Consider the following 17,792-nt stretch of genomic DNA (forward strand, 5'->3'; position numbering starts at 1 on the left):
AATTAGAATGGATGTGGAGATATTTAGTTTAATAACCTTTGATTCTACTCACAGTGCTATTAGAGCTGAAAAAGAGCTTATGAATAATATAAATGTAAGAATAATACCTGTTCCAAGAGAGATAACTTCAGGTTGTGGCCTTTCACTTAAGCTGGATAACAATAATATAGATAAGGCTAGAGAGATTCTTATTAGCAAAAACATAAAAACTTCTGGTTATTATTTGATTAAGAAAATAGGATTAAATAAGGAAGTAACTCGCTATGAAACTTAAGGAAGTTTTAGATGTAAAGTTAGGGGATGTTATAACTATTGTTGGGGCAGGAGGGAAAACTACCTTAATGTTTACCTTAGGAGAAGAGTTAAGAGGAGAGGGGAAAGTTTTAATAACCACTACAACAAAAATATATATGCCTGAAACTAAGCAGTTTGATTTTCTAGAAATTGATTCCCATAAGTTTAATGAATATGTTATTGATAAGGGTATTTATATTTATGGAGAAAGTGTAGATTCTGAGAATAAGATAAAGGGGTTAAATTTAAAACTTTTAGAAAAACAGCTTCATAAATTTGACTATGTATTAGTAGAAGGGGATGGCTCCAAAAAGAAACCTATTAAAGGGTGGAGAGAAGATGAGCCAGTTGTAAGTAGTAATACTACTAAAACTGTAGGTGTTTTAAGTATAGAGGTTGTTGGAAAAGAAATTAATGAAGAAAATATTCATAGAGTAGACAGGTTTTTAGATATAACTAATTCAAAATTGGATGATGTTGTAGATTTAGAGATGATTACTTCTCTAGTTTTCCATGAAAAAGGATTATTTAAAGATGCAAAAGGTGAAAAAATACTTTTTATAAATAAGGTTGAAAGTCATAAAGACAAGATGCTGGCGGAATGTCTAAAAGAAAAGATAAAGAAAATAAATAATGGATATATAAATAAAATTATTTGTGGAAGCTTAAGAGGGGAAGTTTATGATTAATTGTATAGTTATGGCATCTGGATACGGAAGTAGAATAGGCACAAATAAACTTCTTTTAGAGTATAGAGATAAAAAGCTTATTGAGCATATTATGGATAAGATTTTACAGATTAATTTTTATTCAAGGCTTGTAGTAGCAAAGGATAAGGAAGTTTTAGATATTGCATGTAAAAAAGGATTTAAAGTAGCGGAAAATAAAAATTCTATTCTTGGGCAAAGTGAATCCATAAAACTAGGAATAGAGAGTTCTCCAGTTGCAGAAGGATACATGTTTTTTACAGGAGATCAACCTTTATTAAGTAAGCTAACAATAGAGAAGATGATAGATGCTTTTAAAAATAATCCTCAGAATATAGTAATTCCTAGATATAAAGAGAGAAATGGTAGTCCAGTTATATTCTCTTCAATATTCATAGATGAACTTAAAGCTTTAGAAGGAGATAAGGGTGGAAGAGAAGTTATTAAAAGAAATAAAGACAGTTTAGTATTTATTGATGTTGACAATGAATATGAGCTGATGGATATAGATACTTGGGAAGATTATGAAAAATTACAGTTACAAAGGAAGGATAATCTATAATGAAAGAAATGGTTATAGTTAGAGGGGGAGGAGATATAGCCTCTGGTGTAATTCAAAAGTTATATAGATGTGGATTTAAGGTTTTAGTATTGGAAATAGAAAACCCTACCTGCATTAGAAGAGAGGTAAGTTTTAGCGAGGCTTTATTTGAAGATGAAATAGAAGTTGAGGGAATAAAATCTGTTAGGGTAAGAAATTTAGAAGAAATAGAAGATGCTTGGAAAAATAATAAGGTACCTGTGATTGTAGATCCAAAAGGAAGTTATATAAACTTATTAAAACCTAAGGCAGTAGTAGATGGAATATTAGCGAAAAAGAATTTAGGAACCTACATTAATATGGCACCTATAACCATAGCTTTAGGCCCAGGTTTTGAAGCAGGAAAAGATGTTGATGTAGTAGTAGAAACAAATAGAGGACATAATTTAGGAAGACTTATATTTAAGGGAGAAGCACAAGCAGATACTGGTGCACCAGGTAATATAGGAGGATACACTAAAGAAAGAGTTATATATAGTCCTTGTGATGGGGTTATAAATAATATAAGAGAAATTGGGGATATAGTAAAAAAAGAAGAACCTTTAGCATATGTAGGAGATTATATAGTTAGAGCTACTATAGATGGAGTTTTAAGAGGGATAATAAGAAATAGTAGCAAGGTATATGAAGGACTTAAAATTGCCGATATTGACCCAAGGCTTGAAGAGAGAAAAAACTGCTTCACTATTTCTGATAAGGCTAGAACTATAGGTGGAGGGGTATTAGAAGCTCTGATATACTTAATCAGACAATAATTGTTGATTTACAAATATATACCCAGTTGTTATAATAAATTATATAAAAATATAACATTTAATTAATAAAATATCATATAAACTGCTATAAACTTTCTAAAGTATTAAAATTGATAAGGAGGGGACTATGAGCAAGATTATTTTTGAAAAAGTTCTTGAAGCCTTAAATAAAGATGAAGAAGTAGCTTTAGTTATGCTTACAAACAGCATAGGTTCAGTACCAGGTGCAGAAGAGTCTATGATGGCTATATATAAAGATGGAAAAACTATTGGCACTGTGGGTGGTGGGAAGATAGAGTTTGACTTAATAAAAAGAAGTCTTAAAGCATTAGAAACAGGAGAGAGTTTTACATTTAAATACACCTTAAACGAAACTGGTGAGTTGAAAATGACTTGCGGTGGAGTATCAGAAGGTTTTGTTAGGATAGTAAAACCTAATGAAAAGTTAGTTATTTTTGGAGCAGGGCATGTATCTCAAAAGATAGCTTCTATAGCAAGTAGTTTAAGTTTTGATGTTTATATAGTAGATGATAGAGAAGAGTTTAAAAATGTTGATACTTTTAAGGATGTAAAGAAATTTTTATGCTGTACCCCTAGTGAAGCCTTAAGTGAGATTAATTTAAATAATAGAAGCTATGTAATATTGGTTACTAGAGGGCATGTTACTGATTATGAAGCGCTTAAAGAAGTTATAAATAGAGATGTTGCATATATAGGCATGATGGGAAGTAAAAAGAAGGTTAAGGAAATAAAAGAGAAATTAAATAATGAAGATATAGATAAAGAGAAAATAAAAAAACTTTATGCTCCTATAGGGCTTGATATATGTAATGGTACTCCAGAAGAAATAGCCATATCTATTATAAGTGAGATACTGGTGATTAAAAACAAAGGTACCTTGAAACATTTAAGTGAACGGGAGGAATAGGTTTGTATTCAGTAGGAATAATAACAGCTAGTGATAAAGGTTCTAAAGGTGAACGAGTAGATAAAAGTGGAGATGTAATTAGAAAAATAGTAGAAGCAAATGGATATGAAGTCAATAGATATGTAGTAGTTCCAGATGAAAGAGAAGTTCTAAAAAAAGAGCTTACATATATGAGTGATGAACTGAAGTTAAACTTGATAGTTACAACTGGGGGGACTGGTTTTAGCAAAAGGGATGTAACACCAGAAGCTACTAAAGAAATAATTGAGAGAGAAGTACCAGGAATATCAGAGGCAATAAGAGCTTACAGCTTAACTATAACTAAGAGGGCTATGTTATCTAGAGGAGTATCCGGCATAAGGGGGAACACCCTAATAGTTAATCTACCTGGAAGTCCTAAAGCTGTAAGAGAATCTCTAGAATATATAATAACTGAGTTAGAGCATGGAATAAAGATATTAATTGGTGAAGACTCTGAGTGTGCAAGATAAAGGGGTGAAATGATGAAAAAGATAAAAACTGAAGATGCAGTGGGAATGATTTTATTTCATGATATTACTAAAATAGTTCCAGGAGGATTTAAAGGTAGAGCTTTTAAAAAGGGACATTTAATAAAAAAAGAGGATGTACACGAACTACTTTCATTAGGAAAAGACCATATTTATGTGTGGGAAGATATTGAAGGATTTTTACATGAAAATGATGCTGCTATAAGGCTTAAGAATTTAGCTTGTGGTGAAGGTCTTGTATTTGGAGAGATAAAAGAAGGAAAGATAGATTTTATAGCAGAACATGATGGACTTCTTAAAATAGATTCAGAAGAACTATTAAATTTAAATATGATAGATGAAATAATGATGGCTACTCTTCACGATAATATGTATGTAAAAAAGGGAGAAAAGGTTGGTGGAACCAGAGTAATTCCTTTAGTTATAGATGAAAAAAAGATAATAGAAGCTGAAGATACAATAAAAAATAAAATAGTAAGAGTAGTTAAAGTTAATCCAAAGAAAGTAGGTATAGTAACCACAGGAAATGAAGTTTTTTATGGAAGAATAAAAGATGCCTTTGGGCCTGTTATAAGAGAAAAGGCTGCTGAATATAGCTGTGAAGTATTGGGGCAAAAAATACTACCAGATGATTTAGATAAAATTAAGTCAGCTATTATGGAGTTTATAAATGAAGGAGCCGAGCTCATAATGTGTACAGGAGGCATGTCTGTAGATCCTGACGATTTAACCCCTTCAGCTATAAAGGCAACAGGTGCAGAGATTATAACCTATGGTTCTCCAGTTTTACCAGGAGCAATGTTTTTACTTGCTTATAATGGAGATATTCCTATAATGGGACTTCCAGGATGTGTTATGCACTCTAAAAGAACAGTTTTAGATCTAGTTTTGCCTAGAGTTTTATCAGGTGAAAGAATAACTAAAAGAGATATTGCTATTTATGGACAAGGTGGCTTATGTTTAAACTGTGAAGTATGTACCTTCCCTCATTGTAGTTTCGGAAAGTACTAAAAGGAGGTGTGAAATGGAAAAATTAACTCACTTTGATGAGCATGGTAAAGCTAAAATGGTTGATGTAACAGAAAAAGATATAACCGAAAGAATAGCTAGAGCCTTTGGAAAAATACAAGTAAGTCCTGAAACTTTAAAGATAATAGAAGAAGGTAAAATGGGTAAGGGAGATGTACTAGGAGTAGCTAGAATAGCAGGTATTATGGGGAGTAAAAAAACCTCGGATCTAATTCCTATGTGTCATCCTCTACTAATAAATGGTTGTAAGATTGAATTTAATATAAATAGAGAAAATAATGAAATTGAAATATATTCAGAAGTAAAAGTAAGTGGGAAAACAGGAGTAGAAATGGAAGCTTTAACAGCAGTATCCATAACTGCTCTTACTATATATGACATGTGTAAAGCCGTAGATAAAGGAATGATTATTAAAGATATTCACCTTATAGAAAAAATAGGTGGAAAGAGCGGGCACTTTCTTTACGACAATAATACTAAGATTAAATAAGTTTGGGGGGCTAGGGTTATGAAAGAATCATTATTAAAGCCTATTCAGAGTACTGTCTTAAAATATGCAGAAGTTATAGCAAACGTAATAAAAGTAGATGTGGAAATTGTAGATAGCAACTTAAATACTATAGCAGGGACTGGAATATTTACTAGCAATATAAATGGAGATAACAAAGGTGTAGTTTATAAACATGTTTTAGCTACAGGGAAACATCAAATTATAGAGAATCCTAGAGAAGCTGAAATATGTAGACTTTGCAATCAGAAAAATGAATGTTTAGAAATGATGGAGATATCAACGCCTATAATATTTCAAAAAGAAATAATAGGGGTAATAGGTCTAGTTTGTACTACTATTGAACAAAAAAATTATCTGTCTGATAATTTAGATTCCCATTTAGAGTTTTTGTATAAAATAAGTGAACTTATAAGTGCAAAGATATATGAATTTAAGGGGAATGAAAGAAATGTATCTTATATAAATTTACTTAAGCAGGTTGTGAATAGTGTAGATAACGGAGTTATAATTATAAATTCTGAAAGTAAAATAGTTGAGATGAATAGTAAAGCTATGAAAAAGTTAGAATTAACTCCCAGTGATATTAATGGAAATATACAGCTTAAACTTTTAGAAGGAAATATATTAGAAGAAGAATTCTATAAAGTAAGGATAAACGGCAAAAAATATAACCTTGTAGGAAGTCTAATACCGCTAGAAGATACCTTAGAGGGCTATAATAAAATGCTTATTTTTAATATGCTGAAGGATGTAAACACAAAAGCGTATAAAATAACCAGTGATAATAAAATAGTAGGTTTAGAGGCTATAATTGGAGAAGGAAAAACCATGCAAGGAATAAAAGATAAAATAAGAAAAATAGCTAACACTAAATCAACTGTATTTGTTACTGGAGAAAGTGGAACTGGAAAGGAACTTATAGCTAGGGCAATTCATGCTGAAAGTGATAGAAGAAATAACCCTTTTATAGGAATAAACTGTGCAGCTATACCAGATACCTTACTAGAGAGTGAACTATTTGGATATGTTAAAGGGGCGTTTAGTGGTGCAAATCCTAATGGAAGAATAGGTAAGTTTGAGCTTGCAAATAAGGGGGTAATATTTTTAGATGAGGTTGGAGACATGCCTCTATATCTTCAGGCTAAATTATTAAGGGTTCTTCAAGAGAGAACTTTAGTAAGAATAGGTTCTAATGAATTAGTAAACTTGGATATTAGAGTAGTTGCGGCTACTAATAAAGATCTAAGGCAAATGATTAAGGAGAATAAATTTAGAGAAGATTTATATTATAGATTAAATGTTATACCTATAGAAATACCAGCGCTTAGGGAAAGAAGAGAAGATTTTAAACTTATATTAAACACTTTAATTGATAAATATAATAAAATTTTTGATAAGTATGTTCATACTGTTAATAAAGATGCTTATGAAAGTTTATTAAATTACAGTTGGCCAGGAAATATTCGTGAGCTTGAAAATGTAGTAGAACTTTTAATTAATCTATCTGATAGTAGAGGGATAATAGAAAAAGAAATGCTTCCACATACTATATTAGGTAATAACAAAGTTGAGACGTTTCATGAAGAGGAAGAAATAAGATTTCTTAAGGATATAGAAAGAGAATATATACTTAAAGCTTTAGATAAATATGGCTATGATACCAATGGGAAAAAGATGGTTGCAGAAAAGTTGGGAATAGGAATAGCTACTATATATAGAAAAATAGGCTCTTTTAAAGAATAGTTATCAATATGAGAGTTTTTATCATTTTGATAATTAGTTACTATAGTAAAATTTCTAAATCTAAAAAGTTAAAAGGAATTTAAGCGGTTTTTAGTTTCATAAAAATATTTTTAATAAAATAAATAATCTAAGTCGTAAAAATACACCTATATTTTTAATATATCAGTAATTTTGACACATTTGGCAAAGAATTTGCTAGAAAGGTAAAGTAAGAAATGTTTATAAAGAAAAACTTAATAGAGAAATAGAAACAAGTTCAATGACGAGCTTTCAAAATTTTAAGAAAAATAGACTTATTTTTCTTTTATTTGATATGAGAGTACTGAACTTGTTTTTTTATTTTCCTTTTAAGTCTAAAGTAAAAATATAGGGGGCTAATTATGATTAGATTTATATTAAACGGAAGAGAAGTTTCTGCAGATGGAGAGTTGAAGTTAATTGATTATTTAAGAGATGAGGCAAGATTAACTTCAGTGAAAAATGGGTGTGCAAAAGGGACTTGCGGAGCATGCACTGTAGTTATTGAAGGAAAAAATATAAGAGCTTGTATCAAAAAGATAAAGGATATAGAGGGAAAAGAAGTAGTTACAGTTGAAGGTTTAACAGAACTTGAAAAAGAAGTTTATACAGATTCATTTTCAAATGCTGGTGCTGTTCAGTGTGGATTTTGTATTCCAGGAATGATAATGAGTGCTAAAGCATTAATAGACAGCAATCCTAATCCTACAGAAGAAGATGTGAAAAAGGCAATAAAGAGTAATTTATGTAGATGCACTGGGTATGTAAAAATAGAAAAAGCAATTTTAATGGCAGCTGAGGCTTTTAGAAAACATAATAAAATTCATTTAGAGCAAGAGGCTAAAGTAGGAAGACGAATGGTCAGAATTGATGCCAAAGAAAAGATTTTAGGCACAGCAAAATATCCAGATGATTATTACATAGAAGGAATGTTATATGGAAAAGCTCTTCGCTCAATATATCCAAGAGCAAGGGTTTTAAGTATAGATACAGATGAAGCTAAAAAGCTTCAAGGTGTACATGCGGTTCTTACTGCCAAAGATATTCCAGCTAATAATTATCAAGGATATATATTCAAAGATTGGCCTACTATGGTAGCTATAGGAGAAGAGACTAGATATTTAGGGGATGCTATAGCTATAGTAGCAGCTGAAACAAAGGACATATTAGAAAAAGCGCTTTCATTAATAAAGGTTGAATATGAAGAATTACCAGCAATAACTAATGTTCATGATGCCTTAAAAGATGATGCCTACAAGATACATGAAAAAGGGAATATTTTAAGTAACACTTATGTAAAAAGAGGAAATCCAGATAAGGCAATTGAGGAATCAAAATATGTTGTAACAAAAAAATATAAGACTATGCCTATAGATCATGCCTTCTTAGAACCAGAAGCAACCATAGCTTTTTATGAAGGAGATGTATTGACTTTATATGTTTCTTCACAACATATTCATTCAGATCATGAAGGTATATGTCATGTATTAGGACTTCCAGAAGATAAGGTACATGTTATATCAGCATATGTTGGAGGGGGATTTGGAGGAAAAGAAGATTTGACAGTGCAACACCATGCAGCTCTTCTTACTTACTATACTAAAAAGCCAGTTAAAATAACCTTTAGTAGAGAGGAAAGTTTACTTGTACATCCAAAGAGACATGGAATGGAAGTTGAAGTAACTACAGCTTGTGATGAGGACGGAAATTTGACAGCTTTAAAGGCTAAGGTTTTAGCTGATACAGGAGCTTATGCGTCTCTTGGTTCCGTGGTACTAGAGAGAGCGTGCACTCATTTATGTGGACCATATAGAATACCTAATATTGAACTTAACGGATATGCAATATATACAAATAATCCGCCAGGAGGGGCATTTAGAGGATTTGGAGTTCCTCAAACAACCTTTGGAAGTGAAACCAATATAAATATTCTTGCAGAGCAAGTAGGTTTAGACAAATGGGAGTTTAGATACAAAAATGCTGTAAAACCAGGAGATACTCTTCCAACTGGGCAATTGTGCGATGAGAGTACAGCGATAATAGAAACTTTAGAAGCAATAAAAGATGAATATTACAGTGGAAAACATAAATACATAGGTATTGCTTGTGCTATGAAAAACACTGGTTGCGGAGTTGGAGTAATAGATACTGGGAGATGTAATATAGAAGTTAAAAATGGAAAGATAATTATAAAAACCTCTGCTCAATGTATAGGACAAGGGCTGGCAACAGTCATGACACAAATTTGTGGAGAAACTACAGGAATATCTTTAGAATTAATTGAATATCATTCACCAGATACTATGGTTACTCCAGATTCAGGTCCTACTACAGCATCAAGACAAACATTAATTACAGGAGAAGCAACTAGAAGAGTTTCTTTAAAATTAAAGGAAGCTCTAAAAACAAAAACATTAGAAGAGCTTGAAGGAGAAGTATTTAAGTCAGATTTTACTGCAATTACAGATAAGTTAGCTTCAGATAAGGAAAATCCAAAACAACATATAGCTTATGGATATGCAACCCAAATGGTAATTTTAGATGAAAAGGGGAAGGTTGAAAAAGTATTTGTAGCCCAAGATGTTGGAAGAGCAATAAATCCTACAAATGTGGAAGGACAGATAGAAGGTGGAGTTGTTATGGGACTTGGATTTGCTCTTACAGAGAAATTTGAGACAGAAGATGGATATGTGAAATCAAAGTTTGGAACAATAGGTTTATGGAGATCTACAGATGTTCCTAAGATAGAATATAAACTTATAGAAAAGAAACTAGGAGACTTAGCATATGGTGCTAAAGGGGTTGGGGAACTGGTTTTAATACCAACTTTAGCGGCAACTTCAGAAGCCTATAGAACCTTTGATGGAGAAAGAAGATATACTCTTCCGCTAGATAATACTCCATATAAAAAGAAGTAAAAATGAAAGGGGTAAGAAATGAAAACTTCTGTTATTATTTTAGCTGCTGGTCAAGGTAAAAGGATGGGAACTGTAAAACAGCTACTTCCTTGGGGCGATACAACAGTATTAGGACAATCTATTACTTGCTATAATGATATTAATATTGATAAACTTATTATAGTTGTTGGATATAAAGCAGATTTAATAAAAGAAATTTTTTCACAGTATAAGATAACTTGGGCATATAATGAAGATTTTGCTGGAGATATGGCAAGTTCTTTCAAGAAAGGCTTTGAAAAAATAGATAATGATACAGAAGTTTTATATCTTGCTTTAGGAGATACCCCAGCAATTAAGGCTGAAACATTACAACTTATGGAATCAGTTTATGATAAAAACAAACATAAGATCATAATACCAATGGTTAATGGTAGAAAAGGACATCCGGTATTGTTTTCTAAAGATATATTTAAAGATTTAGAAATGGTAGGGAGAAATTACAATTTAAAGGATGTAATTAAAAATCACGATGATGAGGTTTATTATTTACAGGTAGAAGATGAAAATATTATTTATGACATAGATACTATAGAAGAATATGAAACCTTATTAAGAAAGAATAATCTATAAAGGTGGCATTGATAAAATTGATAGATAAACAAGGAAGAAATATAGAATATTTAAGAATTTCATTAACTGATGTATGTAATTTAAGATGTGTTTACTGTATGCCAAAAGATAAAATTACTTTTATGGATAAAGAAAAAATCTTACAGGATGATGAAGTTATAAAGCTAGTCAAATTAATGGCTAAATGTGGCATAAAAAAAGTGAGATTAACAGGTGGAGAACCACTTACTAGAAAGAACATACTTAAAATAATAGAAGATATACACAGAGTACCTGGCATAGAAGAAATATATATAACAACCAATGCACTTTTATTAGAAGGAAAAGAACGAGAGTTTAAAGAAGCAGGTTTAAAAGGAGTAAATATAAGTTTAGATACTTTAAAGGAAGCGACCTACAGAGACATTACTAGAGGTGGAGATTTAAAAGTTGTATTAAGAGTTATAGATAATTTATTAGACTTAGGTATTAAAGTTAAGGTTAATTCAGTAATAATTGGAGGAGTTAATGAAGATGAAATATTAAATTTAGCAGCTCTTACAATAAATAAAAAAATGGATGTAAGATTTATAGAGCTTATGCCTATAGGAGCAGCTAAAGATTTAACCCCTATAACCAATAATAAAGTTAAAGAGATTATAAAGCAGGGGCACGTACTTGAAGATGAAAAGATAATAGGAATAAGTGGACCGGCAAAGTATATGAAACTAAAGAATGCCTTAGGTAAGGTTGGGTTTATAAGTGCTATAAGCGATAATTTTTGTGAAGCTTGCAATAGGATAAGAGTAACTTCAGAAGGATTTTTAAAACAATGTCTACATTGGAATTATGGTATAGATTTAAAGACTTTAATCAGAAGTGGAATGAATGACGAAGAGTTATTGGAGATAATAAGAGACAAAATATATAATAAACCTATTAAACATAGCTTTGGAAAAGATGAAAAGGATAAGGACAATAGATTTATGAATGAGATAGGAGGATAACCATGGGTAGAATAGTAGCGATATGTACAAGTGTGAAAAAGGGGACCAAAAAAGAAGAAGTTAAAGAGATAGAATTAGTTGAAGACTTTGGATTAAAAGGAGATGCTCATGGTGGAAAGTGGCATAGGCAGGTAAGTTTATTGGCCAAGGAAGAAATTGATTCCTTTAATAAAAAAGGTGGTAAAGTAGTTTATGGAGACTTTGGTGAGAATTTAGTTACCGAAGGAATAGATTTAGCAAGTTTATCAGTAGGAGATAAAGTCATAATTGGAGATGCTTTAATAGAAATAACTCAATTAGGCAAAAAATGTCATGATAAATGTGAGATTTTTTATTCAGTAGGGGAGTGTATAATGCCTACCAAAGGGATTTTTGGCAAGGTATTAAAAGGTGGAGATATATCTTTAGGAGAAAAAATAGAATTATATTAGGATTTTAATATAATAAGATAAAGATGTATTATCAAAATGATAATAAAATATCATTTTGAGAGTAGAAGATTTATTTACTGAAAGTTTTAGCGGATTCAAGATTTTCCACAAGTATTTAATAAGTTGTTTGTTTTCAAGGCCTTAATGATTAATAGTAATAATTAATAGTGAATTGGCACAGTATTTGCTTATATAAATCATATGAGTATTTGAAAATGAAATTTAAAATTTAGATTAAAAACAAGTTCAATGAGGAGCTTTTAATTTCTAAATATATTTCTTTGGAATATATTTTTAATTAGGGATCACATTGGGCTTTTTTTAATTTAGTACTATTAAGGAGCGGAAACAAATGGACAACATTATAAAATGGAAATTTAATGAACTAAAAAATTGTGGTAAGGCTTCCACAGACTTTTTATCTAAAAAAGAAGTTTCTAAAGCTAAAAGCTTTCATGGTAGTTTTCCTCAATATGAGAGGACTCCTGTAGCATCTTTAGATAATTTAGCTAAAGAAATTGGTCTTGGAGGAATATATCTAAAAGATGAATCGTATAGATTCGGATTAAATGCGTTTAAAGTATTAGGTGGTTCTTTTGCTATGGCAAAATATATAGCTAAAAAGCTAGAAACAGATATATCGGAACTTGATTATGAAAAAATTATATCTGATGAAGTTAGAGATAAGCTTGGTGAAGTAACTTTTGTAACAGCTACAGATGGAAATCATGGAAGAGGTGTAGCTTGGACAGCAAATAAGCTTAAACAAAAATCTGTAATTTATATGCCTATAGGATCATCTTTAACAAGATTGGCACATATACAAGCTGAAGGTGCAGAAGCCTCCATTACTGATATGAATTATGATGATGCAGTAAGGTTTGCAGCAAAGTATGCTGAAGAGAACAATGGTCTTATGGTACAAGATACAGCTTGGGAAGGTTATGAAGAAATTCCAACATGGATAATGCAAGGTTATGGAACTATGGCACTAGAAGCTTCAGAGCAGCTAAAAGAGATTAAGATAGAAAAACCAACACATGTTTTTGTTCAAGCAGGAGTAGGCTCATTAGCAGGAGCAGTTCAAGGTTTTTTTGCTTCTGAGTTTGGAGAAGATTGCCCAACAACTGTTATAGTTGAATCAAATTTAGCGGATTGTTTTTATAAGTCGGCAGTAGCTGGAGATGGAAAAGCTTATGCTGTGGGAGGAGATATGCAGACTATAATGGCAGGACTTGCTTGCGGAGAAGCAAATACTATTGGATGGGAAGTTCTTAAAAGTTATAGCTCAGCATTTGTATCTTGCCCAGACTGGGTATCAGCAAATGGAATGAGGATATTAGGAAATCCATTAAAAGATGATAGAAAAGTGATTTCAGGAGAGTCTGGAGCAGTTACTACAGGACTATTATATGAAATAATGACTAATCTAGATTATAAGGAACTAAAAGAAGATTTAAAACTAGATGAGACTTCTAAGGTTTTACTATTTAGTACTGAAGGTGATACAGACCCAGCTATGTACAGAAAGATAGTATGGAAAGGTCTAAATAGTAAAGAAGAATTATAAAATAATTGAGGTGAAAGTATGTTATCAGAAGCAAGAAAAAATAAACTTACAGAAGTGTGTCAAGAACTAATAAGAAACAAAAGCTACTCTGGAGAAGAAAAAAATGTAGCAGAAGCTATTAAGACGGTTTTTGAAGAGTTAGGCTACGATGATTTTTTTATAGATGAATATGGAAATATAATTGGACATATAAAGGGAAGCGAAGAAGGAAAAATAATTTTATTTGACGGGCACATAGATACAGTGCCAGTACCAGATGAATCTAAGTGGACTCACAATCCTTATGGTGGAGAAATTGTAGATGGAAAGATATATGGTCGTGGAACTTCTGATATGAAGGGACAACTAAGTGCCATGATAGTTGCAGCGGCCTGCTTTGCTGAAGATATTAAAAAAGACTTTAAGGGAGATATATATGTAGCTGGGGTTGTACATGAGGAGATATTTGAAGGAATAGCTTCAAGAAAAATAAGTGAAGCTGTAAATCCTGATTATGTGGTAATAGGTGAATCTTCAGAGTTAAATCTTAAAATAGGACAAAGAGGACGTGCGGAGATAGTTATAGAAACCTTTGGAAAACCAGCTCATTCAGCTAATCCTGAAAAAGGTATAAATGCAGTATATAAAATGAGTAAAATTATAGAGAAAATTCAAGAACTTGAAACACCAATGCATCCAGTTCTAGGTAAAGGGATATTGGTGTTAACAGATATAAAATCTTCACCGTATCCAGGTGCATCAGTAGTTCCTGATTATTGCAAGGCAACCTTTGATAGAAGACTTTTAGTTGGAGAAACAAAGGAAAGTGTATTAGCACCCATAAAGGCTTTTGTAGAAGAATTAATGAAGGAAGATTCAGAACTTAAAGCTGAGGTTTCTTATGCTAAAGCTACTGAAAATTGTTATACAGGAAGTACTATTTCAGGGGAAAGATTTTTCCCAGGCTGGCTTTATGAAGAAAAGGATGAGTTTGTTCAAATAGCTTATGAAGGATTAAAAAGTGCAGGGTTAGATCCAGAAATAACTCAATACTCTTTCTGTACAAACGGAAGTCATTATGCAGGAGAAAAAGGAATAAGAACTATAGGATTTGGTCCATCGAAAGAAAACTTGGCTCATACTATAGATGAATATATAGAATTAGAACAATTATTTATTGGAGCTGAAGGATACTACGGAATATTGAATTCTCTATATAAAAAATAAGGGGTGTTAAAAATGAGAGTGTTAATTAAAGGGGGAACTATCGTTGATGGAACCTTGCAAAAAGGATATTTAGGAAACTTACTTATAGAGAATGACAAAATATTAGAGATAAGCAAAGAAGAAATAAAAGCAGAAGTAGATAAGATAATTGATGCAGCTGGAAGAGCAGTTTGTCCTGGATTTATAGACACTCATAGTCACTCAGATTTAAAAATATTAGATAATCCCTTTAATGAAATTAAGATAAGACAAGGAATAACTACAGAAGTATTAGGGCAGGATGGAATATCTATGGCTCCACTTCCTAAAGAATATATAAGCACTTGGAGAAAGAACTTAGCAGGACTTGATGGGGAAAGCGATAATATAGATTGGGAATATGAAACTACAGATAATTATCTTAAGCTTATGGAGAAAAACGGAGTAGGATTAAATGAACTTTATCTAGTGCCTCATGGAAATGTAAGAATGGAAGCCATGGGTTTAGAGGACAGATATTCAACAACAGAAGAAATAGAGAAAATGTGTGAAATAGTAAGAAGAGAAATGGAGGCAGGGGCGTATGGATTATCAACAGGGTTAATCTATATTCCTTGTGCATATTCCGAGACAAAAGAAATTATAGAAATGTGTAAGGTAGTCGCAGAATATGATGGGGTATTTGTAGTTCACCAAAGAAGCGAAGCTGATACTATTCTTAAATCCATGGAGGAAGTTATAAACATAGGAAGAGAATCTGGTGTTAAAGTTCACTTTTCACATTTTAAAGTATGCGGAAAAAATAACTGGCAGTATATTGATGGAGTTATTGAGCTTTTAGAGAAGGCACAAAAGGAAGGAATAAAAGTTTCTTTCGACCAATATCCATATACGGCAGGAAGTACAATGCTTGGAGTAGTTTTACCTCCTTGGGCACATTCAGGTGGTACAGATAAGCTTTTAGAGAGGTTAAAAGATAAGGAATTAAGAAAGAAAATGATCTATGATATAGAGCATGGCATAGATGGATGGGATAATTTCATAGACTTTGCAGGTCTTGATCAGATATTTGTAACCAGCGTCAGAACTAAAGAAAATGAACATCTAATAGGTAAAAATCTACTAGAGATAGGTGAGCTTAAAGGAAAAGATCCTTATAATGCAACTTTTGATTTATTGTACGAAGAAGAGAATGCAGTAGGAATGGTAGATTTCTATGGATTAGAGGAACATGTAATTAAATTCATGAAGAGAAAAGAGCAAAATGTTTGTACAGATGGGCTTCTTTCAGGAAAACCACATCCTAGAGCTTATGGTTCTTTCCCAAAGGTTATAAATAGATATGTTAAGGAATTAAATATTCTTTCTATAGAAGAAGCTGTATATAAAATGACCTACAAAGCTGCAGAAGCTTTTAATATTAAAAGTAGAGGAAGCTTAGAAGTTGGAAAATACGCTGATATAGTAATAGTAAATATGGATACGGTCAAGGATAAAGGAACATTTGTAGATCCTACACAATATCCAGAGGGAATTGATTATGTAATCATAAATGGTAATGTTGTTGTGGAAGAAGGACAATATAACAAGATTATTGCGGGGAAGGTAATAAGAAGAGATTAAGAAAGTAAGGGGGCTAATCCTTTGATTATAGGAAATGGAAGAGTAATAACTAGGGATGATGAAAATCCATATATAGAAAATGGAGCAGTAGTTATAAGAGATAACACCATAATAGCTGTGGGAGACTATTCAGTACTTAAAGAAAAGTATAAAGAGGAAGAGTTTATAGATGCAAAAGGCAAGGTGATTATGCCAGGCCTTATTAATACACATATGCATATTTATAGTGCTTTTGCTAGAGGAATGGCAGGAAAAGGACCAGCACCTAAAAACTTCACTGATATTTTAGAGAATTTATGGTGGAGACTTGATAAAGGCTTAACTCTAGAAGATACAAAATATAGTGCTTATACTACTTATTTAGATTGTATAAAAAATGGAGTAACTACTGTTTTTGATCATCATGCAAGCCCTTATAGTGTTGAAGGAAGTTTATTTACAATAGGAGATGCAGCAAAAGAACTTGGAGTTAGAACTTGTCTTTGTTATGAAACTTCAGATAGAGATGGGGAAGAGATTCTTAAAGCTGGAATAAAGGAGAATATAAACTTTATAAAAAAATACAATAATGTCAATGAGGACATGTTAAAAGGAATGTTTGGAATGCATGCCGCATTTACTCTTTCAGACAAAAGTTTAGATATGTGTAGAGAAGCTATGGAAGGAGTAGATGCAGGTTATCACATACATACCTCAGAAGGAATAGATGATTTATACGATTCCTTAAGAAATCATGGAAAAAGAGTTGTAGAAAGACTTATGGATTTTGATATTCTTTCAGATAAAACCATAGCTGTTCATTGTGTTCATGTTAATAGTAGAGAAATGGAGCTTTTAAAGCAAACAAATACAAATGTAGTTCATAATCCAGAATCAAATATGGGGAATGCAGTAGGATGTTCACCAGTTTTAGAATTTATAGAAAGAGGGATCAATGTGGGTCTTGGAACTGATGGATATACTAGCGACATGATGGAATCTATAAAGGTAGGAAATATAATTCATAAACATAATTTATGTGATCCTAATGTTGGCTTTAATGAAGTATCCTCTATGGCATTTGATAATAATAGAAAAATAAGCTCTAAGTATTTCAACAAAGAAGTTGGAGCTTTAAAAGAAGGAGCTTATGGGGATGTAATTATTGTAGATTATAATCCTCTTACTCCTTTAAATGAAAACAATATAAATGGACACATTATATTTGGAATGTCAGGAAGATGTGTTACAGACACAATAATAAATGGAAAAGTAGTAATGAGAAACAGAGTGATAAATAAAGTAGATGAAGAAAAGATATTCTCAAAATCTAGAGAGCTAGCTCAAAAGTTATGGGAAAGAATCTAAAATAAATTAATTAAGGGGAGTTAAT

General features: G+C 31.8%; 17 protein-coding genes. All 17 read left to right on the forward strand.

Going from position 1 to position 17,792, the window contains the following annotated elements; all coding sequences use genetic code 11:
• The first annotated feature begins 7 nt into the window (after positions 1–7).
• The 17 genes from BUA92_RS09600 to ssnA all read left to right on the forward strand — a co-directional run bounded on the left by BUA92_RS09600 (position 8) and on the right by ssnA (position 17,767).
• Entirely contained in the window at positions 8–274 is a 267-nt protein-coding gene (locus tag BUA92_RS09600; RefSeq protein WP_073019037.1) for a putative Se/S carrier protein, read from the forward strand.
• Entirely contained in the window at positions 264–983 is a 720-nt protein-coding gene (yqeC, locus tag BUA92_RS09605) for a selenium cofactor biosynthesis protein YqeC (RefSeq protein ID WP_073019039.1), read from the forward strand. The genes BUA92_RS09600 and yqeC overlap by 11 nt, the downstream gene beginning before the upstream one ends.
• Complete coding sequence (mocA, locus tag BUA92_RS09610; protein WP_073019042.1) at positions 976–1,563, forward strand: molybdenum cofactor cytidylyltransferase; 588 nt, start codon at positions 976–978, stop codon at positions 1,561–1,563. The genes yqeC and mocA overlap by 8 nt, the downstream gene beginning before the upstream one ends.
• A complete protein-coding gene (yqeB, locus tag BUA92_RS09615; protein ID WP_073019044.1) occupies positions 1,563–2,357 on the forward strand; it encodes a selenium-dependent molybdenum cofactor biosynthesis protein YqeB in 795 nt (264 codons plus the stop codon). The genes mocA and yqeB overlap by 1 nt, the downstream gene beginning before the upstream one ends.
• 127 nt (positions 2,358–2,484) lie before the next feature.
• A complete protein-coding gene (locus BUA92_RS09620; RefSeq protein ID WP_073019046.1) occupies positions 2,485–3,285 on the forward strand; it encodes an XdhC family protein in 801 nt (266 codons plus the stop codon).
• Between the two features lie 2 nt (positions 3,286–3,287).
• The gene (locus BUA92_RS09625; protein WP_073019049.1) at positions 3,288–3,776 is read left to right on the forward strand and encodes a MogA/MoaB family molybdenum cofactor biosynthesis protein; all 489 of its coding nucleotides are present in this window, start codon (positions 3,288–3,290) and stop codon (positions 3,774–3,776) included.
• A gap of 12 nt (positions 3,777–3,788) precedes the next feature.
• Positions 3,789–4,805: a molybdopterin-binding protein gene (locus BUA92_RS09630; protein ID WP_073019051.1), complete on the forward strand. Its 1,017-nt coding sequence runs from the start codon at positions 3,789–3,791 to the stop codon at positions 4,803–4,805.
• A 13-nt stretch (positions 4,806–4,818) separates the two neighbouring features.
• A complete protein-coding gene (gene moaC, locus BUA92_RS09635) occupies positions 4,819–5,313 on the forward strand; it encodes a cyclic pyranopterin monophosphate synthase MoaC (RefSeq protein ID WP_073019053.1) in 495 nt (164 codons plus the stop codon).
• 18 nt (positions 5,314–5,331) lie between these two features.
• Positions 5,332–7,077, forward strand: coding sequence for a sigma-54 interaction domain-containing protein (locus BUA92_RS09640; protein ID WP_073019055.1), 1,746 nt, complete (start codon positions 5,332–5,334; stop codon positions 7,075–7,077).
• 380 nt (positions 7,078–7,457) lie between these two features.
• A complete protein-coding gene (xdh, locus tag BUA92_RS09645) occupies positions 7,458–10,013 on the forward strand; it encodes a selenium-dependent xanthine dehydrogenase (protein ID WP_073019058.1) in 2,556 nt (851 codons plus the stop codon).
• A gap of 18 nt (positions 10,014–10,031) precedes the next feature.
• Positions 10,032–10,625 (forward strand): nucleotidyltransferase family protein, encoded by a 594-nt coding sequence (locus BUA92_RS09650; protein ID WP_073019060.1) that lies wholly within the window; start codon positions 10,032–10,034, stop codon positions 10,623–10,625.
• Positions 10,626–10,642: 17 nt separating this feature from the next.
• Positions 10,643–11,611, forward strand: coding sequence for a GTP 3',8-cyclase MoaA (moaA, locus tag BUA92_RS09655; protein ID WP_073019063.1), 969 nt, complete (start codon positions 10,643–10,645; stop codon positions 11,609–11,611).
• 2 nt (positions 11,612–11,613) lie between these two features.
• Positions 11,614–12,042, forward strand: coding sequence for an MOSC domain-containing protein (locus BUA92_RS09660; protein ID WP_073019065.1), 429 nt, complete (start codon positions 11,614–11,616; stop codon positions 12,040–12,042).
• A gap of 352 nt (positions 12,043–12,394) precedes the next feature.
• Positions 12,395–13,612, forward strand: a complete 1,218-nt coding sequence (gene dpaL / locus BUA92_RS09665) for a diaminopropionate ammonia-lyase (RefSeq protein ID WP_073019067.1) — start codon at positions 12,395–12,397, stop codon at positions 13,610–13,612.
• Positions 13,613–13,630: 18 nt separating this feature from the next.
• Entirely contained in the window at positions 13,631–14,818 is a 1,188-nt protein-coding gene (locus BUA92_RS09670; RefSeq protein ID WP_073019069.1) for a YgeY family selenium metabolism-linked hydrolase, read from the forward strand.
• A gap of 12 nt (positions 14,819–14,830) precedes the next feature.
• Positions 14,831–16,420, forward strand: a complete 1,590-nt coding sequence (locus BUA92_RS09675; protein ID WP_073019071.1) for an N-acyl-D-amino-acid deacylase family protein — start codon at positions 14,831–14,833, stop codon at positions 16,418–16,420.
• Between the two features lie 21 nt (positions 16,421–16,441).
• Entirely contained in the window at positions 16,442–17,767 is a 1,326-nt protein-coding gene (gene ssnA, locus BUA92_RS09680; protein WP_073019073.1) for a putative aminohydrolase SsnA, read from the forward strand.
• Positions 17,768–17,792: the final 25 nt, after the last annotated feature.

The organism is Clostridium intestinale DSM 6191 (genome assembly GCF_900130055.1).
GTDB lineage: Bacteria > Bacillota > Clostridia > Clostridiales > Clostridiaceae > Clostridium_T > Clostridium_T intestinale.